The sequence below is a fragment of the Psychrobacter sp. CMS30 genome (assembly GCF_904846565.1).
Taxonomy (GTDB): domain Bacteria; phylum Pseudomonadota; class Gammaproteobacteria; order Pseudomonadales; family Moraxellaceae; genus Psychrobacter; species Psychrobacter maritimus.
Map to the genome: position 1 here is coordinate 45,492 of NZ_CAJHBF010000009.1, position 23,213 is coordinate 68,704.

General features: G+C 42.8%; 19 protein-coding genes and 2 tRNA genes. 16 read left to right on the forward strand and 5 right to left on the reverse strand.

Annotation, left to right across the window (positions count from 1 at the left end):
* Nucleotides 1-25: 25 nt before the first annotated feature.
* Nucleotides 26-1,705 (reverse strand): DNA repair protein RecN, encoded by a 1,680-nt coding sequence (recN, locus tag JMX94_RS06440; protein WP_201564272.1) that lies wholly within the window; start codon nt 1,703-1,705, stop codon nt 26-28.
* Between the two features lie 458 nt (nt 1,706-2,163).
* On the opposite strand from recN, the gene JMX94_RS06445 reads away from it, so the two are divergent.
* Together JMX94_RS06445 and rlmB are read left to right on the forward strand one after the other, a co-directional pair.
* Nucleotides 2,164-2,499, forward strand: a complete 336-nt coding sequence (locus JMX94_RS06445) for a pyrimidine/purine nucleoside phosphorylase (RefSeq protein ID WP_068407914.1) — start codon at nt 2,164-2,166, stop codon at nt 2,497-2,499.
* A gap of 273 nt (nt 2,500-2,772) precedes the next feature.
* On the forward strand, nt 2,773-3,543 hold the full coding sequence (gene rlmB, locus JMX94_RS06450) for a 23S rRNA (guanosine(2251)-2'-O)-methyltransferase RlmB (RefSeq protein ID WP_183619390.1): 771 nt from the start codon (nt 2,773-2,775) through the stop codon (nt 3,541-3,543).
* Here rlmB and coaE read toward each other — a convergent pair.
* From coaE to pilB, 4 genes are all read right to left on the reverse strand, one after another.
* A complete protein-coding gene (gene coaE / locus JMX94_RS06455; RefSeq protein ID WP_201564274.1) occupies nt 3,506-4,195 on the reverse strand; it encodes a dephospho-CoA kinase in 690 nt (229 codons plus the stop codon). The genes rlmB and coaE overlap by 38 nt on opposite strands.
* A gap of 117 nt (nt 4,196-4,312) precedes the next feature.
* Complete coding sequence (locus JMX94_RS06460) at nt 4,313-5,212, reverse strand: A24 family peptidase (protein ID WP_201564276.1); 900 nt, start codon at nt 5,210-5,212, stop codon at nt 4,313-4,315.
* 25 nt (nt 5,213-5,237) lie between these two features.
* Nucleotides 5,238-6,461: a type II secretion system F family protein gene (locus JMX94_RS06465; RefSeq protein ID WP_201564278.1), complete on the reverse strand. Its 1,224-nt coding sequence runs from the start codon at nt 6,459-6,461 to the stop codon at nt 5,238-5,240.
* 228 nt (nt 6,462-6,689) lie between these two features.
* Nucleotides 6,690-8,399 carry a type IV-A pilus assembly ATPase PilB gene (gene pilB, locus JMX94_RS06470; RefSeq protein ID WP_201564280.1) on the reverse strand — a complete coding sequence of 570 codons (1,710 nt, stop codon included), beginning with the start codon at nt 8,397-8,399 and terminating at the stop codon, nt 6,690-6,692.
* 516 nt (nt 8,400-8,915) lie between these two features.
* Between pilB and tpiA the strand changes: the two genes are divergently transcribed.
* The 14 genes from tpiA to pnp all read left to right on the forward strand — a co-directional run bounded on the left by tpiA (nt 8,916) and on the right by pnp (nt 23,153).
* Nucleotides 8,916-9,716 (forward strand): triose-phosphate isomerase, encoded by an 801-nt coding sequence (gene tpiA, locus JMX94_RS06475; RefSeq protein ID WP_201564282.1) that lies wholly within the window; start codon nt 8,916-8,918, stop codon nt 9,714-9,716.
* Nucleotides 9,717-9,973: 257 nt separating this feature from the next.
* A complete protein-coding gene (gene secG, locus JMX94_RS06480; RefSeq protein ID WP_025652589.1) occupies nt 9,974-10,282 on the forward strand; it encodes a preprotein translocase subunit SecG in 309 nt (102 codons plus the stop codon).
* Nucleotides 10,283-10,529: 247 nt separating this feature from the next.
* Nucleotides 10,530-10,614: transfer RNA gene (locus JMX94_RS06485), tRNA-Leu, on the forward strand.
* 134 nt (nt 10,615-10,748) lie between these two features.
* Nucleotides 10,749-10,825: transfer RNA gene (locus tag JMX94_RS06490), tRNA-Met, on the forward strand.
* A 572-nt stretch (nt 10,826-11,397) separates the two neighbouring features.
* Nucleotides 11,398-11,898: a ribosome maturation factor RimP gene (rimP, locus tag JMX94_RS06495; protein WP_201564284.1), complete on the forward strand. Its 501-nt coding sequence runs from the start codon at nt 11,398-11,400 to the stop codon at nt 11,896-11,898.
* Nucleotides 11,899-12,070: 172 nt separating this feature from the next.
* A complete protein-coding gene (nusA, locus tag JMX94_RS06500) occupies nt 12,071-13,555 on the forward strand; it encodes a transcription termination factor NusA (RefSeq protein ID WP_149490341.1) in 1,485 nt (494 codons plus the stop codon).
* Nucleotides 13,556-13,717: 162 nt separating this feature from the next.
* Nucleotides 13,718-16,444, forward strand: a complete 2,727-nt coding sequence (infB, locus tag JMX94_RS06505) for a translation initiation factor IF-2 (RefSeq protein ID WP_201564286.1) — start codon at nt 13,718-13,720, stop codon at nt 16,442-16,444.
* A 250-nt stretch (nt 16,445-16,694) separates the two neighbouring features.
* Nucleotides 16,695-17,099 carry a ribosome-binding factor A gene (locus JMX94_RS06510; RefSeq protein ID WP_201564288.1) on the forward strand — a complete coding sequence of 135 codons (405 nt, stop codon included), beginning with the start codon at nt 16,695-16,697 and terminating at the stop codon, nt 17,097-17,099.
* 8 nt (nt 17,100-17,107) lie between these two features.
* On the forward strand, nt 17,108-18,175 hold the full coding sequence (gene truB, locus JMX94_RS06515) for a tRNA pseudouridine(55) synthase TruB (RefSeq protein WP_201564290.1): 1,068 nt from the start codon (nt 17,108-17,110) through the stop codon (nt 18,173-18,175).
* A 372-nt stretch (nt 18,176-18,547) separates the two neighbouring features.
* Nucleotides 18,548-19,072, forward strand: coding sequence for a type 1 glutamine amidotransferase domain-containing protein (locus tag JMX94_RS06520; RefSeq protein WP_201564292.1), 525 nt, complete (start codon nt 18,548-18,550; stop codon nt 19,070-19,072).
* Between the two features lie 114 nt (nt 19,073-19,186).
* On the forward strand, nt 19,187-19,348 hold the full coding sequence (locus tag JMX94_RS06525) for a hypothetical protein (protein WP_201564294.1): 162 nt from the start codon (nt 19,187-19,189) through the stop codon (nt 19,346-19,348).
* 124 nt (nt 19,349-19,472) lie between these two features.
* Nucleotides 19,473-19,646 carry a hypothetical protein gene (locus tag JMX94_RS06530; RefSeq protein WP_201564296.1) on the forward strand — a complete coding sequence of 58 codons (174 nt, stop codon included), beginning with the start codon at nt 19,473-19,475 and terminating at the stop codon, nt 19,644-19,646.
* A gap of 365 nt (nt 19,647-20,011) precedes the next feature.
* Nucleotides 20,012-20,278 (forward strand): 30S ribosomal protein S15, encoded by a 267-nt coding sequence (rpsO, locus tag JMX94_RS06535; RefSeq protein ID WP_045443035.1) that lies wholly within the window; start codon nt 20,012-20,014, stop codon nt 20,276-20,278.
* A gap of 772 nt (nt 20,279-21,050) precedes the next feature.
* The gene (pnp, locus tag JMX94_RS06540; RefSeq protein WP_201564298.1) at nt 21,051-23,153 is read left to right on the forward strand and encodes a polyribonucleotide nucleotidyltransferase; all 2,103 of its coding nucleotides are present in this window, start codon (nt 21,051-21,053) and stop codon (nt 23,151-23,153) included.
* The last annotated feature ends 60 nt before the right edge of the window (nt 23,154-23,213 follow it).

The window sequence follows — 23,213 nt, forward strand, 5'->3', positions numbered from 1 at the left end:
GACGTTAATGGTGCACCGTAAATGTTTATTTAACATCGGTCAATAAACTACGCGCATGGTCACGGGTGACATCAGTAATGGTCACACCGCCAGACATACGTGCCAGCTCATCGACTTGCGCACTATCGGTCAATATTAATAGCTCGCTTTCGGTTTGTTCATCATGATGTTTTTGTACCAAGATATGTTGATGTGCTTGTGCCGCGACTTGTGCTTGGTGGGTAATGGCAAGCAGTTGCTGCGTTTGCCCAAGCGCGCGTAGTAACTCACCGACCACTTGCGCGGTGCCGCCACTGATACCGACATCCACTTCATCAAAGACCAGCATTGGCTTGGCGGCATTATTATCAGCATTGGTCGCTTGCAATACTTGCATCACCAGTGCCATCCGTGACAGCTCACCGCCCGAGGCGATTTTGTGTAATGGCTGCATCGGCATACCGACGTTGGCGCTAAATAATAAATCAATATCATAGCAGCCTTGCGCACTATATTGGCTCGTATCGGCCTTTTTGGTAAATACAAACTCGCAGCGGGCGTTGGGCAGGGCAAGTGGTTGTAATTGCTTAATCAGCTGCTTACTGACCATTGGCGCCGCTTTTGAGCGCTCTTTATTTAACTGCGTTGCGAGCGTGAGATAATCTTGCCATGCTTGCTCAATTTGCGCCGCCATCGCATCGCTGCTTGGCTGGTTTTCTAATTGTTCTAATTGTGCTTCCCAACCTTTTGCTTCATCGATTAAATCATTTGCTGGCAAGCCATGCTTACGTGACAAACGGTGCCCGAGACTGATTAGGCTATCGAGTGTTTGCAGGCGCTCAGGGTCAGGTAGCTGTTGCTCAGCATAATCCGATAACAAGCCTGTGACCTCAGTAATTTGTTGCTGGGCTAAATGCAATTGTTCGGAAGCCTGCTCAAAGGTTTGACTGACGCCCATTTGGTTATCACAGAGCTTAATCGCTTGACCCAGCAAGGTCATGACATCAGGCTCGTCGCTGTCATTATCGAGCAGATGCAAGCCATGACTTGCCTCTTGCATTAATGCCTCGATATTGGATAACTCTTCGTGCTCCGCTTCAACTTCTGCATAATCAACGGCGAGCAGTGGCTCAATGTCGGCAAGCTGGCTTTGCAACAACTGCATACGGTCTTGGCGCTGGGCTTCGCGGCTAGCGATATCAGCAGCCCGACGTTTAAGCTGCTGATAAGCTTGGTAGCTGCTAGCCGTTTGTTCTGCAAGTGGCGTGATTTGTGCCATCTCGTCCAGCCATTGCACCACAAACTGCGGCTTAAGTAATGCTTGCTGGGCATGTTGACTATGGATATTAACCAGTAAGGCGCCCAAGCTTTTAAGCTCTGCCAAGCTGACGGGCGTGCCATTTAACCACGCTTTTGAGCGCCCTGTATTACTAAGCTGACGACGAATGAGTACTTCAGGTTCTTCTAATGGACGCTCATGTTTAGCAAACCATTCGGCAACGACGTCATTATTTTCTACATCAAACTGGGCATAAATATCGGCGTGCGCAGCCCCGTGTCTGACCATCGCACTGTCGGCGCGTTCGCCTGCACATAAAGATAGCGCATCCAATAATAATGACTTGCCAGCACCCGTCTCACCGGTGATGACATTGAAGCCTTCAGCCACACTCAGCTCATGCTGAGCAATCAATGCAAACTGATGTAAAGTTAATGATACGAGCATCAACGCCTCTCATGGCAGACAATGAACTTCACCAATTATGCTGATAATTCATGTCTAAAATAGGTAAATAAAGGAAATAAATGGCTTTGGTTAATGGTGCTAATGAGATAAAGGGGATTGGCAAATATTATGGTGGCAAAAGACCGTAAATACAAATTTTAAAGGTAATCAAAGTATGGTCATGCATTTAATAATAAAGCAAACTTTCCTAGTCGCTGTAACAAACTTTATAGATATAATGTGGTAGCATAATCTCACATAATGATAAACTCTTACCACCAGATTTTCATACAATCTGTGCTACAAGGTTGGTCTTATATATAATGAAATATAGTATTAGTCATTAAAAAGAGGTTGTTTAACTGTCATTTAGGCAGTGAATTAATCTCTGATTTTTCAATTCGATTTTTCAATTTGGTTTTTTAGTTTGGCAATAATTATTTGATAAGGAAGCCACTATGACAGCGGCGCAATTTACCAATGTAACAGTCAATGCTCAAGCCACGATATCCTACGATGGTCGTTGCTCAAGCCATACCATTATGTTTGAGGACGGTCGCCATAAAACGTTAGGAGTTATTTTGCCTTGCGACAATTTGGTCGAACACTATCACTTTAGCACCAATACCTCCGAACGTATCGAAATCATCAGCGGTGAGTGTGAGGTCAAAATAAACGGTGAAGAAGAATTCAGCTACTACCGTGCAGGACAATCATTCGTGGTCGAAGGCAATAGTGGCTTTAACTTACGCACGGAAGAAATCGTGCAGTATATCTGTCATTTAGAAGGTTAATGCTATTTAAGGTTGCTTCTATTAAAAGATAAAGCTCTTAAAAATTCATACTATCAAAAGTCAATGCGGATAAGGGTGTTAAAAGACTACTTCTGACACCTAAAACGAAGCACTTAAAAAGAGATAAATCTTAAATAAGGTTTGTTTCTTTTTTTTGACGATTTTTTTAATAATAATATTTCGTTTAGCCGTTGATTAGTTGCTACAATTATCGTTATATTTTTCTTCTTTATCGCCGCGCGCGATACCCACTTTATAATCAATAGGCCTATTATGGCAAAACCTAGCTATTTCTATGGTATTCATGCAATTGATGCCTTACTCGAACACCGTCCGCTTGATGGACTCAGCTTATTTGTGCAGCAAGGACGTGAGACTGACAGCCACGTACAAGCGATTATGGCGCAAGCACGTGATAATGGCATTAGTATTCAACCGACGCAAAAAGACAAGCTTACGCAACTGTGCGGCAGTCCGCAGCACCAAGGCGTGGTGCTTAATGCGCGCCCGTTAGGGTTCGCTGACGAAGGCTTGCTCGATACCATTGCTGGACGTGAGCAGTGTTTATTATTGGTGCTTGATCAAATTACCGATGCGCATAACTTTGGTGCGTGTTTACGTACTGCAGTGGCCATGGGCGTTGATGCGGTCATTTGTCCAAAACACCATGCGGCAAGCTTGACGCCAACCGTTGCTAAAGTATCGGTAGGGGCGGCAGAGATGATGCCTATCGTCAGTGTGACCAATTTGGCACGTACGCTAACCAAGATTAAAAACGCTGGTGTATTTGTCTTTGGTACTGCCTTAAATGCAGAGGCTAAGCCAATACATGAGGCAGATTTGACCGGAAAAACCGCTATTATTATGGGATCAGAAGGTGAGGGCATGCGTCGCCTGACAACAGAAAGCTGCGATGAGCTGGTTTATATTCCAATGTCAGGCAACGAGCATGGTAACTTACAGAGTTTAAATGTGAGTGTTGCTACCGGTATGGCGCTCTACGAGATTAATCGGCAGCGAACTTTAGCTGCTGGGCAAGCGTAAGATAGTCTTGGTGTAAAGGCTCAAGCTGTACATATAATGCCGCAAGATCGCTCTCGTTGAGTACCACATCATCTGCATAACGATTACGCTCTTCGCGGCTTAGCTGATTGACCATAATGGCTTTAATCTTTTGTACGCTTTGCTCGTCACGCTGGCTGGCACGCGCAAGTTGGGTGTCCTCGGTGGCATCCATTACCAAAATACGGTGGCATAAATTGGCAAGCCCCGCTTCAGCACCTTCAATGAGCAGCGGCGCTGATAGCACCACGTACGGTGACGTGCTGGCTGCTAGTTGCAGTTTCGCCGCTTCACGTATCGCTGGATGGGTGATTGCTTCAAGCTCAATTAAGGCTTCAGGATGAGTAAAGACATGGGTGCGCACAGCAGCGCGATCCATTTCACCATCGGCCTTTAATACCCAATCACCAAATTTTCTCTTGATTTTGCGTAAAGTGGTACTACCTTTAGCGACAACTTGATGAGCAATCACATCCGCATCAATAATATCAATCCCTTGCTTGGCAAACCAGTCGCTTGCCGCCGACTTGCCGCTGCCGATACCACCGGTTAAACCGATGACCAATGTCTTACTTTTGGCTTGGTGAGGCTGTGGTTGAAAGGAATAAGACGAAGATGAGGCGTAATTTGACATAATAATGACTTATTTAACTGATAAAAGAGGGATGACCGTAATACAGCAATATCCTATTCTAGCAGGTTAAAGACCCTGTTTTTAGAAATTGCGGGTCTACTTGCATAGGATAGATGGCTAAGTATACATCCCTAGGTACCAATTGACGATGTCTGAGCCGTATACTAAAGCGATGATACCGGCAATCGCGATATAAGGACCAAAGGCAAAAGGACGACTTTCCCCTTGTTTTTTCATTAGAATAAGCCCAACGATTGAACCAAGCAGTGACGACAGTAGAATAATTAACGGCAACATCATAGGGCCAAGCCAAGCACCCAACACCGCCAATAATTTAAAGTCACCTTGTCCCATGCCATGTTTTTTAGTGATGAGATAAAAGACTTTAACCACAACCCATAAAGATAAAAATCCGAGTAACAACCCCCAAATGGACTGAGTAGGGGATACAAACCAGCCTTGCGAGTTTACCGCCAAGCCTAATCCTGCTAATGGAAAAGTCAGGCGGTCAGGCAGTAGCTGCGTATCAAAGTCAATACCGGTTAATGCTACCAGCGTCCAGACCAAAATCAGGGCAGATAATCCAGCGGCGCTGACGCCAAACTTGTAAATGACCAAGATAGATAGTAGGGCGGACGCTAGCTCAACAATAGGATAACGCAGTCCAATAGGGGCTTTACAGTCTGAGCAGCGTCCCCGTAATGCAAGCCAACTTATCAAAGGGATATTCTCATACCATTTTATTTTATGGGCGCAATGAGGGCAGCGTGAAGCAGGTGTGCTTAATGTGATAGGCGTATCGGTGGCAACGATATCTGGTAATGGCTGCGTATGTTCACGCGGCATGTCCGCTTGCTCAGCCATAAACTGGCTACACTCTTGACGCCAAGCCGCTACCATCATAAGCGGTAACCGATGAATGACGACATTTAAGAAACTGCCAACACAAAGACCGAGTAGACCAAATACGACTAAAGCAAGAGTCATATTTTCTTGTAATAACTGAATAAATTGCATGAAGTCGTTGTCCTTGTAGTAGATTTTAGCCTACCACTGAGCCCATTTGGAAGATTGGTAAGTACATCGCTATTACTAAGCCGCCGACTAGTACGCCTAGCACTGCCATAATCATAGGTTCCATCAAGCTGGTCAACCCATCAACCGCGTTATCGACTTCATTTTCGTAATAGACCGCTACTTTATCTAGCATCTCTTCTAAGCTACCTGACTCTTCACCGATACCGACCATTTGAATCGCCATACTTGGAAATATATTGGTTGAGCGTATGGCAAACTGTAGTTGCTGACCTGTTGAGACATCATTTTTTATTTGCTGAATGGCATTATAAAACACCACGTTATTTGCTGCTCCAGCGGTAGAATCTAAGGCATCAATAAGCGGTACACCAGCGGCAAAGGTGGTTGATAGCGTACGGGCGAAACGGGCGATAACGGCTTGGTAAGCAATATTACCAAATATTGGCGCTTTTAAAACCGCACGGTCTAAGAAATCACGGAATTTCTTAGACCGTTTTTTGGCCTCTGAAAAGCCAATAATAGCACCGCCAATAACCACGATTAAAATAAACCACCATGCCTGCATCCACTCAGACATATTAACGACCATTTGAGTAAAAGCGGGTAGTTCAGCACCAAAAGACTCGAATAAATCCGAAAATACAGGAACCACTTTAATCAGTAGAATCATAGTAACGATAATGGCAACGACAACAACCGCAATCGGATATTTCATTGCTTTTTTAATTTTGGCTTTTAACAGCTCACTTTTTTCTTTATAGGTCGCAACGCGCTCTAACATGGTCTCAAGTGCACCTGATTGCTCACCAGAATCGACAAGTGAACAGAATAGGTCATCAAAGTAACGCGGATGCTTGCGCAGTGCCGACGCAAAGGTACCACCTGCTTCAATATCAGCTTTGATTTGCAGAACCAAGTCTTTCATGCTTGGATTATCAAGTGAGTCGGCGACAATCTCAAAAGACTGGGTCAGCGGCACACCTGCTTTCATCATGGTGGCCAATTGACGGGCAAAAATGGCAATATCAATAGGTTTGATAGATTTTTTAAAGGTATAGAGTGGCTTTGGCTTTTTCTTGATGCCTTTAACCGTGATACCTTGTTTGCGCAAGGTGGCTTTTGCCAGCTCCAAGCTACGACTGGTCGTTTCGCCTTTCACTTTTTGTCCGCGCCGGTTTACCCCATCATAGACAAAGTCTAACAGCATGTCGGTTTTAGCTTTTGCCATGTTACTACCCTCAAAAATTGTCTAATAGAGATACTGCCAAGCTATAAAAAATTGCCAAGCTATAAAAAGATACCTGATATGTATTTTGAATGTGATATACTTTGTTTTAGCTTAAAAAGCCAGTATATATCTGTTTTATATTTAAGTACATCTGTTAGGTAATATTGCTGGTTTATAAAAATCCATGCTTAAAATTAAAAATAATAGCATTTTTATTTTTAACAATAGTTATTCAGAGGTCACGCGCATCATTTCCTGAATACTGGTCACCCCTTGTAGTACTTTTAAAACGCCAGAGCGGCGTAAGTCTCTAAAGCCGTTTCTTAGCGCCGCATCTTTAATGTCTATCGCGTTACCATCTTCCATAATAATACGGGAGATATCAGGGCTGACTTTCATCACTTCGTAAATACCAACACGCCCTTTATAACCTTCACGGCATTCGTTACAGCCGACTGGTTCATAAATAATATTGTCTGGATTGTCTAAATCAGCATCGGTGAAGCCCAGTTCAAGCAGGCTTTGACGCGGGATATTGATTGGTTTTTTACAGTTTTTACATAAGCGCCGTGCTAACCGTTGAGCAATCACTAAGTTTACTGACGTTGCGATATTAAATGAGGCAACACCCATATTACGTAAACGGGTTAAAGTTTCAGGTGCAGAGTTTGTATGCAGGGTCGACAGCACCATATGTCCCGTTTGTGCCGCTTTAATCGCAATTTCAGCGGTTTCAAGGTCACGAATCTCACCAACCATAACGATATCAGGATCTTGACGTAAGAATGACTTAAGCGCATTGGCAAAGGTCAAACCCACCTTCGGGTTGACGTTGACCTGATTGATACCTTCAAGGTTAATCTCGACCGGATCTTCGGCAGTAGAAATATTGGTCTCGCCGGTATTTAAAATATTAATACCGGTGTAGAGCGACACGGTTTTACCAGAGCCGGTAGGACCGGTGATAAGAAGCATGCCTTGCGGTTTATGTAATGCTTCTAAAAACATCTCTTTTTGATCGGGCTCATAACCCAATGCTTCAATACCAAGCATGGCTGATGAGGGATCCAAGATACGTAAAACCAGTTTTTCGCCAAATAAGGTAGGTAAAGAGTTTACTCGGAAATCGATGGCTTTATCTTTAGATATCTTAAGCTTAATACGGCCATCCTGCGGTATACGGCGCTCGGAGATGTCCATCTGCGACATCACTTTTAAGCGTGCCGCAATCTTACTCGCCAGTTGTACCGGCGGGCTGGCCATTTTTTGCATCACACCATCGACACGGAAGCGCACTCGAAAGGTTTTCTCGTAGGGTTCAAAATGTAAGTCTGATGCGCCCATACGAATGGCGTCAACCAGCATTTTATTGACAAACTTTACAACCGGTGCTTCATCGACACCGTCACTAAGCTTGGTTTCACCTTCGTCTTCTTCGCTTTCATCAAATCCAATATTTAAATCGTTATCAGAAAAGCTATCAAAATGCTGCATGGTATCGGCGTAAAGGTTTTCAATACGCTTTTTTAACTTATCTTCTTCAACGACGACGGTTTCAATAGATAGGCGTGAGTTAAAGGCAATAGCATCGATGGCATCAATACGGGTCGGGTCACTCAATGCCACAAACAAGCGCTGTCCGCGCTTAAAAAGCGGTAAGGCATTAAACTTGCGCACGATTTTTTCATCGACCAAGTCTTTTGGTATGACGTCTGAGCTGAGCGCATCAAGATCAAAAAGAGGATCGCCAAACGCTTGTGACAACATCTGTGCCAACTGATAAGCATTGGCAAGCTTGTGGTCGACCAAATAAGGCACTAGCCCTATTTGCTGTTGTTGTGACTCCGTTTGCGCAGTTTTCATATGCGCTTCGCTCACAATACCTTCACTAATCAATTGCTGTGCTAAACCGCCGTATTTACTGGCTGTAATAGACATTAAGACCTCTCTTTGCTTGATATCAAATAGGCTGAATTTTTTAGACTGAATTTTACCGAAACCACATTATTATAATATTTATAGCGCATTCACTTTGAACTCGCACACAACTATTAGCATACCTAGGGTATCGATTTTATTTTAAACCAACTATATATAGTTAATAACCAACGATCGACCATGACATATATAGTTATGTCTAATAAGCGAGTGCCAATCAGTTGTATCTAACTTGTTGTAATTATTGCTAGTCAATCATACAGATGATTGATTGTCTTGGTTTTATTCATTATAAATATAATGATATCTAAATTTACTGCTGTTAAAAGACTTTATATAGGGTATGAGATTGTTAGTCTATAAGAAATAACCACTTAGAAAAAATATAATGTAAGAGTCGGCAAAACATGAGTTTTGATTCTGACCGCACTATACTATAGCACTTGGGAAATATTTGTTATACTTGCGCGCATATGAGCCATATTGGCAGCAATAGATAAGACAAGGTATATAAGTATGCAAGCTTGGGTAATTGGAAATTGGAAGCAGAATCCAGCAACGAGCCATGACGTCAAGGCGCTACTAGACGACTTATTAACTGCCGTTAGCAGCAAAGAGCAATCTGATATCGCTGCCTGTCAATTAATGGTCGCACCAAGTTTTATTCATTTAACAGCTGTCAGTGAGCGTCTAAAAGGTAGCTCGGTGTTGTGCGCTGCTCAAGATATCAGCGCACATAGTGCAAGCACAGGCGCTTATACTGGCGATTGTTCAGCGCAGCAAGTGGTAGACGCTGGCGCAACATGGACGATATTGGGTCACTCTGAGCGCCGCCAGTACCATCAAGAATCGCATGACTGCTTATTGCAAAAAATGACTCATGCGCTCACGCAAAGTTTAGGCGTGATATTTTGTATTGGCGAAACCCAAGCACAGTACGATGCAAAGCAAACACTGGCCGTCATTGATACGCAATTAGCCGTTATTAAGGACTTGCTTGCCCAGCAACCTGAACTTATTGCAGGTTTACCAGCGCGTTTAATCATCGCGTATGAGCCAGTTTGGGCGATTGGCACTGGCAAAGTACCGACCGTGGCAGAGGTAAGTGCAACGCATCAGCATATTAAGCAAACGCTTGCGAGCTTTAATGCTGCATTAGACAACATGACTGTTTTATATGGTGGTAGTGTCAATGCCGACAATGCCGATAGCTTTGCCGCCGATAGCATGATTGATGGTGCATTAGTCGGCGGTGCATCATTAAAAGCAGAAAGCTTTTTAGCTATTGTTCAGGCCTTTAGCCGTGCTATGGCTTAATAAAATCAAATAAAACAGCCGTTTAATAAATACTGAATAGCTACTTTATTCAAAAAATGTCTTTAGCAGTTGGCAAAAGTGGCTTTAACAGTGCCCTTGCAATCGTGTACAATGCGCCTTATTTATATAATCGCTTTGTTTATACAACTGGTTTGGCAATATTAGATGTCAATTGTTAAACATCACTCATTTTTACTATTAATCCCTACGATTTATTTTTCGTTATCAGTCGTCATTACGCGGCAAAAGAGGCCACCATGTTTACGTTTATATTAGCCCTGCACATTATCGTGGCGATTGCCATGATTGGCTTGATTTTGATACAGCATGGTAAAGGGGCAGATGCTGGGGCTTCTTTTGGGGCTGGCTCATCAGGCACAGTATTTGGCGCCGCAGGGACTGCAAACTTTTTAACGCGTGCGACCGCCGTATTAACGGTGATATTTTTTATCACCAGTATGACGCTTGCCGTGCATGCGCGTAAACAGGCAGAAGACCAGTTCCGTTTAGATGCGCCAGTGTCAGCACCACAAACGCCGCGTCCTTTAACGCAAAATCCTCAGTAGCTGTTTTTGATAGTTGATAGTTGATAGTTAGTATTTATTGACTATCATTAGTGACTGTATATAAGTTAATAATAGCTAATTTTGAATAGAGTGGTTGTTAAGTGGCTTTTGCTGCAGGCAGTACTTGCTATTTTAAGAGGTTAGTTTTACAATGCTTCTCTGTTTTTAGCAGTCTTTAACCTTCGATGCCCTCCTTAAGCATCTGTTATAAAGGGTTAAAGGTGAAAAACAGCACAGTGAGAAAGATGCGATTGTGGTGGAATTGGTAGACACGCCATCTTGAGGGGGTGGTGGCGCAAGCTGTGGGGGTTCAAGTCCCCCCAATCGCACCAAGCTTTATTTGTACGATGTTTTACTTGAACGGTATAAGATTGGAATTATCGTCGACAATACTTAATTTAGTATTTATTTAAAATAAGTGTTGACACTTCTATAAAACCTCCCTATAATACGCGTTCTAGATTGATGCGGGGTGGAGCAGTCTGGTAGCTCGTCGGGCTCATAACCCGAAGGTCGTTGGTTCAAATCCAGCCCCCGCTACCACTTTTTATACTGATGTTTTGTACACTAAATTTGTCAGTAACGATTAGCCCACCATTATGTTTGTGGGTTTTTTTGTATCTGATGGTCGGTGTTATCGCGATATCTATCCTACTTATGCTAAGCTCTATCTCTATAGAGTGCGATGCTATTCGTTACTAACCATCATCTGCCGCGACCGGCGCGATGCTTGGTAAGCATACTATCCTTTATTCCTCACGCTTTTATCGATAGTTCTGCTTTATAAATAATAAAGGCATTGTCTGGTTGAGCTTGATGTTTTTTATGCTCATCCCTATATAAAAGCACGAGTCATAAACGCCTAGCATATAAGGCCACGCATAATAGTGACGTGTTTACGTTTTAAGAATAGAATGATAATCATGGCTGAAGTAATATTCTTGTCTATATAAGACAATGCTTAACAAAGCTTTGATTGATAAAACTCTGATTCATAAGATTTTGATTAATAAAGCGCTTTTAATAAATTTTGAACTTATAAAAGTTCGATGCATAAAATTAAAAACACTTAACTCGCTACGCTCGAGAAGTGAATAGGAAAAGATAAATAGATTATGAAGCTTTCGACAAAAGTTACAGAACTGACCAATATTATTGCTCCTGCAGTTGCTGCTTGTGATGTGGCGCTATGGGGTATTGAATTTGCACCTCAAGGCCGTCGCTCGTTATTACGCATTTATATTGAGGCATTGCCAGAAGAGCAAGCGCAAGATAAACAAGTAACGATTGAGGACTGTGCAGCGGTGAATCATCAAGTGAGCGGTATTCTTGAGGTTCATGATCCGATTGCTGGCGAATATATTTTAGAAGTGTCGTCACCGGGTTTTGACCGTGCGTTCTTCTCAGATGAGCAAATGCATGCCTACGTGGGTCAAACAGTGAGCTTACGTTTGATACAAGCGATTGGCGAAGGCGATAAAAAACGCCGTAAAGCCACCGGTACTTTAGACAGTATCGATGCGACCACGTTAAAACTGACTGCTACCGATGGTGAGCAGTTTGAGATTGCGTTAAGCAATATTGATAAAGCCAACCTGATTTATGAAGATGCTTAGTCTTAAAGACTGGTTTTAAAACAGCTTTTCTTAAAACAGTTTTTCTTAAAATAGCTTCCTTATAAATTGGTATTTTAATCTCCAAGCAGCTTATGGCTGACGGTGAAAATATAGCGTCAACACACTAACGATAAAGTTTAAGTCAATTATAAAACGATAGGACAGGTATAGCATGAGTCGTGAAATCTTAACGGTAGTAGAAACTGTCAGTAATGAAAAGGGCTTAAATCCTGAAGATATCTTTGAAGCAATCGAAGATGCTTTGGTGGTATCCACTAAGAAAAAAGTATATACCGATCAGCCGGAAGTAGAAGTGCGGGTGTCAATCGACCGCGCAACCGGCGATTACGATACTTATCGTTACTGGACAGTGGTTGCGGATGAAGACCATGAGATGCCTGCTTGTCAGCTGGCGATTACGGATCTTGACCAAGATGAATGGTCAATTGGTGATATCAAAGAAGAGCAGATCGAATCAATCGAATTTGGTCGTATTGCTGCCACTCAAGCCAAACAAGTTATCATCCAAAAAATCCGTGAAGCGGAGCGCAATTTAGTAGCAGACGCGTTTGAGCCACGTGTTGGCGAGATGATGTATGGCGAAGTCAAAAAACAGACTCGCGATGGTTATATCATTGATTTAGGTGATAACGCTGAAGGCTATTTATCACGTGATCAGATGCTGCCACGTGAGCAATTACGTGCAAAATCGCGCATCAATGCCATTTTATATCATGTTAACCGTGAAAATCGCGGCGCCCAGTTATTGTTATCACGTACCCATCCTGAAATGCTCTCAGCATTAATGCAAAAAGAAGTGCCTGAGATTGCAGAACAAATTATTGAAATTCGCAACGTTGCTCGCTTGCCGGGTACGCGTGCTAAAATAGCCGTGAAGACCAACGATCATCGTATCGATCCCGTCGGTGCTTGTATCGGTATGCGTGGTACACGTATCCAAGCCGTACAGCAAGAGCTTGATGGCGAGCGTATTGATGTGGTGGTATGGTCGGATGATCCCGCCCAATTTATCATCAGCGCTTTAGAGCCAGCTGACGTTAGCAGTATCATCTTAGATGAAGACACTAAAACTGCAGATATTATCTTTAGCACCAATGATCAGTTGGCACGCGCGATTGGCTCACAGGGTCAAAACGTTCGTCTGGCTTCTGAATTAACCGGCTATAAGCTTAATATGATGCTAGAAGAAGAGTATCAGCAGCGTCAAGCAAACGAATCGAAAGCCTTTATTGAATTATTTTATGAGCGCCTAGAAGTCGATAAAGACTTAGCACAAGCGCTTGTCGATATCGGTTTTACCAGTATTGAAGAAGTCGCTTATGTACCTGTCGAAACTTTCTATGATATTGAAGGGTTAGACGACGAAGCGATTGACATGATTCAAGAGCGTGCGAAAGAAGTTGTCATCGCCGATGAATTGGTCAAACAACAGAACATGAAAGAGCCAAGTCAAGAACTACAAGATCTTGAAGGAATGACGGTCAGTTGGGCTTATAAAATGGCGCAAAAAGACATCATTACCGTGGATGACTTGGCAGAACAAGCCGTCTTCGATTTAGAAGATATCGAAGGTTTAGACTCTGAAACCGCAGGAAAACTCATCATGAAAGCTCGGGAATCTTGGTTCAATGAATAAGCGGTAACTGCATATCGCTGTCTTTTAGTGATATGCTATCGATAATAAGGGCTGGTGCGACGTAAGATAGTTAAATTCAATACACACCAGCCTTAACCCAATCATTTGTAGCCAACAACTGAATTGAACATATAGCAAATAATAGACAGTAGGTGATAATAAATGGCAGATAAGACCGTCAAAGAACTGGCAGATATGGTAGGCAAAACCGCAAGTGCTGTACAACAGCAACTGGTAGACGCTGGACTGCCTGCTCGCGCAGAGGGTGACCTAGTCACCGAGCTTGAGCAAGAGAAGTTGGTGACGTATTTAAAGCAAAGTCATGGTCAGCAAGAAAAGCGTCGTATTAGTCTTAAATCTAAAACGACTAGCACCGCGCGCGTGACTGGCTCTTCAGGTAAATCTAAGAGCGTCAATGTGGAAGTGCGTAAAAAGAAAGTATTCGAAAAACCTGACCCAGAAAAAATGGCTGAAGAGTTGGCTGCTCGCGAGCAAGCAATGATTGAGGCACAAGAGCGTGCTACTAAAGACGCTGAAGAACGTGCGGCTACTAAGAAAAAAGCTGAAGAACGTCAAGCAGCGACCTTAGCAGCGATGCGTGCAAGCTTGGGCTCTAGCAAAAAGTCAGACGATAAGAACGACGATATCTCAACCTCAGTGGTTGTGAAAAAGGGTGGTAAAACGGCGGTAGAAGTTAAGCCAAAAGACCAACCGAAGAAAAAAGTTGCAGCGACGAAACCAAAAGTCGAAACGGCTGTTGAGCGTAAAGCTCGCGAAGCGCGTGAGAAAGAAGAAGCACGTCTACGTGAAATCGAAACCGAAACACGCCGCGCGCAAGCCGAAGAAGCTCAAAAGCGTACGCTTGAGCAAATGCGCAAAATGGCTGGTAAATATACCGATCAGCCTGCTACTGAAGTTCGTAAAGATGAGCCATTAGCAGAAGGTTTGGTCGGTGACGCTTTAGAAGAGTCATTCGAAAAAGAACGTCGTGAAATCAAACGCGGTACCAGTAGTACTAGTGCCCGTGGTCGTGGTCGTCGTAAGAACCAAGATGAGCGTGAAATTAAAAACCGCAAAAACGGTTTACGTTCAACGCAAGCCTCACAGCATAAGTTTGAAAAGCCACTCGATAAAATCATTTATGATGTCGAAATCAGTGAACACATTACTGTTTCTGATTTGGCGCAGCGTATGGCGGTTAAAGCTCGCGAAGTGACCAAATTACTCATGAAAATGGGTGAAATTGCTCGCGAAGAAGATACCATTGATCAAGCGACAGCCAGTCTGATCGTTGAAGAAATGGGTCACAACCCAGTACCAGTTAGTGATACTAAAGTTGAAGACGATCTACAAGATGCAGTTGATGAGCGCAGCAGTAACGTGCAAACGCGTCCACCAGTTGTTACTATTATGGGTCACGTTGACCATGGTAAAACTTCACTATTAGATAAAATCCGTGAAACTAAGGTTGCAACTGGCGAAGCCGGTGGCATTACCCAGCATATCGGTGCTTATCATGTGAAAACTGGTCGCGGTGTTATTACCTTCCTTGATACCCCGGGTCACGCAGCCTTTAGTGCCATGCGTTCACGCGGTGCACAAGCGACGGATATCGTTGTAGTTGTGGTCGCTGCTGATGATGGCATGATGCCACAAACGGAAGAAGCGATTGATCATGCGCGCGCTGCTGGTACACCTATCATTGTTGCTATCAACAAGATGGATAAGCCAAGTGCCGATCCTGATCGCGTCCTTAATGAATTGACTGCTAAAGAAGTGGTTTCAGAAGAGTGGGGCGGCGATACTCCAATGGCTCGTATCTCAGCCAAAACAGGTGATGGTATTGATGAGCTATTAGAGCTTATTAGCCTACAAGCTGAACTGATGGAGCTAGAAGCGCCGTTAGATGGTGCTGCTCAAGGTGTGGTTATTGAGTCAAGACTTGAAAAAGGTCGCGGTCCGGTTGTTAGTGTCCTTGTCAAAAAAGGTACCTTGAAACAAGGCGACTTAGTATTAGCAGGCGAGCATTACGGTAAAGTTCGTGCGATGACCGATGAACATGGCAAGCGTATTCAATCAGCAGGTCCTTCTATTCCAGTAGAAATCTTAGGATTGCCTGAAACGCCAGCCGCTGGTAGCGAATTCTTAGTCTTAACCGACGAGAAAAAAGCCCGTGAAGTGGCTGACTTTAGAACCAATCGTGAGCGTGAGCGTCAGCTTGAGCGTCAGAACGCCATGCGTCTAGAGAGCATGTTCGATCAGATGGAACAAGGCGATGTGTCATTCTTGAATATCGTACTAAAAACTGATGTTCGTGGTTCGCTTGAAGCCTTACTTGCTGCATTAAATGAGCTATCAACTGATGAAGTTAAAGTCAGAGTCATTAGCTCAGGGGTTGGTCCAATCTCTGAGTCTGATGTGACATTAGCAGAATCTAGTGAAGCGGTATTGTTAGGTTTCAACGTCCGTGCAGATGCAACCGCCCGCCGTAAAGCTGACGCTGCTAAAATGGATATCCGCTATTATAGTGTTATCTATGGCTTGATTGATGATGTTAAAGCAGCGATGAGCGGTATGCTTGCACCTGAACATCGTGAGAAAATCTTGGGTGTTGCAGACGTTCGTGAAGTGTTCCGCTCTAGTAAATTTGGTGCAGCTGCTGGTTGTATGGTGGTTGAAGGTACTATTTATCGCAACAAACCTATCCGCGTATTGCGTGATGACCAAGTTATCTTTACTGGTCAATTGCAATCATTACGTCGCTATAAAGAAGACGTCAATGAAGTACGTACCGGTATGGAATGTGGTCTGGCCGTTCGTGGTTATGACGTCGAAGCTGGCGATAAAATCGAAGTCTTTGAAATCCAAGAGTTCGAACGTACAATCTAAATTGGTTGCATGATAATAAAGTTATCCAATTGTTCTATGATTTAAATAATAGAGTCAATTGGATAGCTTGTTACTATTCAGCTGTACTTAGGCCTAACAGGTACACCCTGCTAGGCCTTTTTTATCAAAAACTGCGTCTTTTTATAACAGTTTATTAGCTATAAAGACCTGTGTTTTTGAACGATATTTTTTAATAAAAAGTCGTATTTTAATCAATAAAAATAAGTCGTATGACCAACAGGGTAATAACATGAACCAACGTTTACAACGCCTAGCAGATCAGATTCAGCGTGAGCTTGCTGTCCTTATCCGTGATGCCGTCAATGACCCGCGTTTGACGGGTTTTGTCACTATCTCTAGTGTTAAAGTCAGCCCAGACTTGGGCTACGCTGATATTTATGTCACCATTATGGAGCCTGAGCTCAACGATGCTATGACTAAATCTAACCATGAAGACAGTATTAAAGTCCTTAATAAAGCTGCTGGCTTTTTGCGTACTGAGCTCAGCCACAGTCTAAAAACTCGCACTACGCCGCGCCTACGTTTCCATTATGATGAAGTCACTGCTCGTGGTAACTATATGATGGACTTGATTAGTAAAGCCGTCATTAAAACTGAGCAAAATGAATCTGATGAGCAAGAAATACAAGAGTAAAAGCCATTATGTCGATAGCTGCTACCAAGAACAATAAGATGCCTGATAAGATAAAAGTCAATGGCGTGATTTTAGTGGATAAACCTCAAGGTATGACCTCACAGCAAGTGGTGTCAAAGGTAAAATACCTGTTTAAGTCGCCCAATCATGACAGTAAAAAAGCCGGTCATACGGGGACGCTTGATCCGATGGCAACCGGTTTATTACCTATTTGTCTAGGTGAAGCCACTAAGTTTAGTCACTACCAACTTGCTGCCGATAAATCTTATCAAGCAACCATTCTATTGGGTAGCCAGACAGATACGGGTGATGCCGACGGGCAGATTGTCGCTCAAGAAGTCATTCCATCATTTGATGCAGCGAGGTTAGAAGAGGTTGCGCAGCAGTTTTTGGGTGCTCAGCAGCAGATTCCACCGATGTATTCGGCGTTAAAAAAAGATGGCAAGAAGCTATATGAGTACGCACGCGCGGGTATCGAGATTGATCGCCCACCACGAGATATTGTTATCAAAGCAATCGACTTAACAGAGATAGACGCTAAGCAACTCCAGTTAACGGTCACTTGTTCTAAAGGTACATACGTGCGCGTATTAGCAGAAGATATTGCCAAAGTGCTAGGCACATTAGGGCATCTGACCGCTCTACGACGTGTCCAAGTCGGCGACTTTCATATTGACGCTGCGATTGCTTTGGCGGATTTAGAAACGTTGGCTTTGGATGGACGTCAGGCGCATTTATTGCCCGTGGATGCCTGCATCAACCTTGAGGCTGAGCTTGCATTGACCGCTGAACAGTGCGCCCGTGTACAAATGGGTCAGCGCCTAAATGTTATCGAGCAGCTAACCGACGATTTACGAAGCTATATTTCAGCTACCGTCGAGCAACAGCATAGCCATGATGAGAATAGCGTTACTCAAAAAAATGGCGATGATGATAAAGGTAGTGATAGTGAGGCTTTGTTGCCTTATGAAATACCGGTAGATATCCGTCTAGTAAATGAGCAAGGGCAGTTTATTGGCCTAGGCGCGGTAAGTTTAAACGGTCGACTACAACCTAAAAAGCTGATTCAGTTATGATGTAGCTTTTCAAAGCAGCTTAACTGAAACTAGGTAAAGCTTACTAAGAGTTTACACTAATCACATATCGTCACATTTAATTGCAGGTTTCGCCTATAGTGAAACCTGCTTTTTTTGTACCTTAGTTAAGTCAGCTAAGGAAAGCACGACAAGGATATAAAAATAATAGGATGATAAGAATAATTAAAATCATTATTTATTGAAATATAATTATAAAAAGCTGTCTCTATAAAAATAAAAAGACATTAACTAATATAAATCTTAGATTTTAAATTAAAGACAATAATTAAAGATGCATATAAAAAGTAATAAAATTAACGAATCAACGTACGAATTAAAGCATAACGTATGAATTAAAGCATAAGGATTATTATGAAAACCATTGCCTTTTTATTACACAATAACTTCGAACAAGCTGAATACGAAGAGGTAAATAACCAGTTAAAAGAAAAAGGCTATAAAACCCTTTTAATTACCACCAATAAAGACAAACAAGTCCAAGCGATGCAGCAGGATGTTAATAAAGGCGCTACCTTTACGGCTGATATATTTGCTAAAGACGCCGAAGTTGCTGATTATGATGCGTTAGTGTTGCCAGGTGGGACGGTCAATGCCGATACCATACGCGGCAATAAAGAAGCACATACCATTATCAATGCCATCAACGAGGCTGGTAAGCCCCTAGCGGTAATCTGCCATGCACCTTGGGCGCTGATTAATACTGGTATAGCTAAAGGTAAAACGCTGACCGCCTATCATACATTACAGCTAGATTTAGAAAACGCTGGTGCAACTTTCGTAGATAAAAGCGTGCAAGTAGACGGTAATCTGATTACTTCACGTAATCCAGACGATATCACAGACTTCGTTGCCGCTATTGATAAGGCATTATCTTAGTCACGAGATTTAGCAGCTAGCAGTCAGTGAAATAGCAAGTCATTGCGTCACAGTAAATGCTGCAAATATAAATTAATTTCTATCATCAATGACAATCATAAAAAGGAAGCTATTATGTCAAACTCTAACCCAAACGATACCAAATTTGAGCAACAACGTTCTGAATCAGCAAAAGCGGCATTAAAAGGTCAAACTGAAGATAATCATACCGAAGATTCAGAAGCCGCTGCCGAGCGTATTGCCGATAATTTAAAAGATGCTAAAGAAGAAAAATAGTTAATTTGCCAATGCTTTATCGTTAGCAAAGGGCTATTACTTTAGTCGCTATATTAGTAACCGTAAATATTAATAACCGTAAATGCTTAGTAAATACAAAGAATAATTATAATTAGGAGTTACTATGACTGATTCAGAAAAACATTTAGATGCACAAGAGCAGAAAATTAAACAGCAGGCGGAAGATATCAATCCTAGTGAGAGTACTAGTCCTGATAGCCTAGCAGAAGCAACGACAGCGCCGCTTGATGACGATGCCCTTGGTGGTACTGCCACGCAAGATGACGTTAAAAATTAAGCTATTATAAGTTTATAGCTATCACTGCTAGCCTCTGCATCTTTAAAAGTTAAACTATAAATCTTCTATAAAAAACTGCTGCTAGTTCAGCAGTTTTTTGTTATAATCGCTGTCATATTTAAATATCGTTTTAGATAGAGCTTATCTTTGCTTGGACGCAAGTCTAAGTTAACGGATGTTTTATCTTACTCTAAGCCGTATTTAAATAAACGTTATCATTGATAAGTTTGTCGTACACTAGGTCAACTCTAGTAATGCAGGGTTGTCCTGAATGACGGTCAAACTATTTTATTTATTATTCTATTGCACCTTGATGCTTAAATGTTAAGTACATCTTGGCGCTTACAGCATTGCCGGAGAGATTTATGCTAACTAATACCGATCGCGAACAAATCATTGCTCAGTACCAACGTGGCGAAAACGACACAGGCTCACCAGAAGTTCAAGTAGCTTTGTTAAGTGCGCGTATTAATGACTTACAAAACCATTTTAAAGCACACAAAGCTGACCATCATAGCCGTCGCGGTCTTATCCGTATGGTTAACACGCGTCGTAAACTACTTGACTACCTAAAAGGTAAAGATCTTGGTCGCTATACCACCCTTATTAGCCAATTAGGTCTACGTCGTTAATTTGGCGACAATAGTACGAGTGGTCGCTAATATAGAATATGCCAGAATGTGGCAAGATTTTAGATTTTTTGCCAAACCATTTGGAACTTGCTTGTTGAACTCGATAAAATAGATTTTTTCTAAAGACGGTGTGGAATAGTTTCACGCCGTTTTTTTATGCTTATTAGGATGGTGCATTGGCTTGTGCGCTGGGCTTAAATACTAAAAGCGTATGCCATACGATGATTGCAGCGTAAAAATGATTTATGAGCAGCTATTGAGTGGTCATTATGAGTAAACAGACGGTTTTGTATTTCATTGGTCAATGGTTATAAATCACTGTAAAATAATGCCTTGTGCGTTTTAGAGACATACTGGCACGCAAATATTTGTATAGCTTACCATTAGCTGATGACTGTTTAGACGGCATGGAAGACACTGTAAGTATTTTACTAAAGATACGCAGCAAACAGTGCCGTATCGGATGCTAAGGTATTTTGATTTGGTAACCCCTTTAATTGTAAGTATAAAAAACCAGAATTAAATAAGACCAGATTGGCACAAGACCGAATGTAAACAAGCAACATATCAGAAGTACGTGCTCTATTTTAAATAAATTGCAGATGCATCAGATATATAGATGATGAAACCCGCGCTAATTGACGCAGTTTTTAACTGAATCACTGCCAGTTAGTAGCTAAATTAGCGGCTACATCCAAAGAATTTTAAATGACAGATATCAGCTTGTTATAGCGCTGATATCACTTTCGTCAGTCAATATTAGGAAAATTATATGACAATGTTTAATACCATTAAGCGTGAATTCCAATACGGCGACCAGCAGGTCGTTATCGAAACGGGCCGTATCGCTCGTCAAGCAAACTCTATTTTAGTCCACATGGGCGGCGTGTCTGTACTAGTAGCAGCCGTGGTAAAGTCTGATGCTAAAGAAGGTCAAAACTTCTTTCCATTGACCGTCAACTATCAAGAAAAAATGTATGCAGCCGGTAAAATCCCTGGTGCTTATGGCAAACGTGAAGGCCGTGCCAGCGAAGCTGAAACGCTAACCTCGCGCCTGATTGACCGTCCGATTCGTCCATTGTTCCCTGAAGGCTATGTGAACGAGATTCAAATCACGGCAACGGTTGTTTCATCAGACAAGAGCCAGTCTGCAGATATTGCTGCGCTAATTGGTGCTTCAGCAGCACTCGCTATCTCTGATGCGCCCTTTAATGGTCCTGTGGCTGCTGCCCGTGTTGGCTTTATTAATGGTGAATACGTTCTTAACCCAACGCTTGAGCAGCTTAAAGAGAGCGACCTTGACTTAGTGGTTGCTGGTACTAAATCTGCCGTTTTGATGGTTGAATCAGAAGCAAAAGAGTTGTCTGAAGACCAAATGCTAGGGGCGGTTTTATACGGTCATCAGCAACAACAAATCGTTATCGATAACATTGCGTCAATGGCCGCAGAAATTGGTACTGCTAAGCAAGAGTATACTGTACCTGTTCGCGATCAAGCGTTAGAGACCAGCATGAAAGCGCAGTTTGGTGAGCAAGTTGCTGACGCTTATACCATCACCGATAAGCAAGAACGCTACACCAAGCTTGATGAAATCAAACAAGCCATTATCGATGCATTGGCGGGTGATACGGAAGCAGAAACTTATAATGATACTGTTTCTGAGCTAAAAGAGATTTACAATGACCTAAAATACCGCACTGTTCGTGACAATATCTTGTCAGGTAAGCCACGTATTGATGGCCGTGATCTTGAGACCGTTCGTGCTCTAGATGTCCAAGTAGGCGTATTACCATTTACCCATGGTTCAGCACTATTTACCCGCGGTGAAACGCAAGCATTAGTGACTACTACGCTTGGTAACACGCGTGATGTAAACATGATTGATTCATTGGCTGGTACGATTCGTGACCATTTCATGTTGCATTATAACTTCCCACATTTCTCAGTCGGTGAAACCGGTCGTGAAGGCATTCCAAAACGTCGTGAAATCGGTCATGGTCGCCTAGCGCGCCGCGGTGTTGAAGCGATGCTTCCAGATAGCGAACGCTTCCCGTATGTGATTCGTGTGGTATCAGAAATCACTGAATCAAACGGTTCATCTTCAATGGCTTCGGTTTGCGGCGCAAGCTTGGCATTGATGGACGCTGGCGTACCATTAAAAGCACCGGTTGCTGGTATCGCGATGGGTCTGGTTAAAGAAGGCGAGCGCTTTGCGGTATTGTCTGACATCCTAGGTGATGAAGATCATCTTGGTGACATGGACTTTAAAGTAGCGGGTTCAAAAGACGGTATAACAGCACTACAGATGGATATCAAAATCGAAGGTATTACCGCCGATATCATGGAGCAAGCGCTTAAGCAAGCCCATGCTGGCCGTATCCATATCTTAGATGCGATGAACAAAGTATTGCCTGCAAGCCGTACTGAAATCAACGCCCATGCGCCTAACTATGCGGTTATCGAAATCAACCCTGACAAGATCCGTGATATCATCGGTAAAGGCGGCGCAACGATTCGTCAGTTAACCGAAGAAACTGGCGCGGTTATCGATATCGATGACGCTGGTACGATTCGTATCTTTGGTGAAAACAAAGCAGCAACCAAAGCGGCTATCGGTAAAATCGAAGCAATCACCGCAGAAGTGGAAGTTGGTAAAACTTATGAAGGTACGGTTGCTCGTATCGTCGACTTCGGCGCATTCGTTAACGTACTGCCAAACACTGACGGCCTCGTGCATATCTCGCAAATCGCAGACGAGCGCGTAGAAAACGTATCTGACTATCTAAAAGAAGGTCAAATCGTTAAAGTATTGGTACAAGACGTTGATAACCGTGGTCGTATCAAACTGACTATGAAAGGTATCGAGCAAAGCTAATCCTCGATATTTGACGTAACTTAACCTAGTTAAATCTAAAAAACCGCTTTGGTTGCTGAT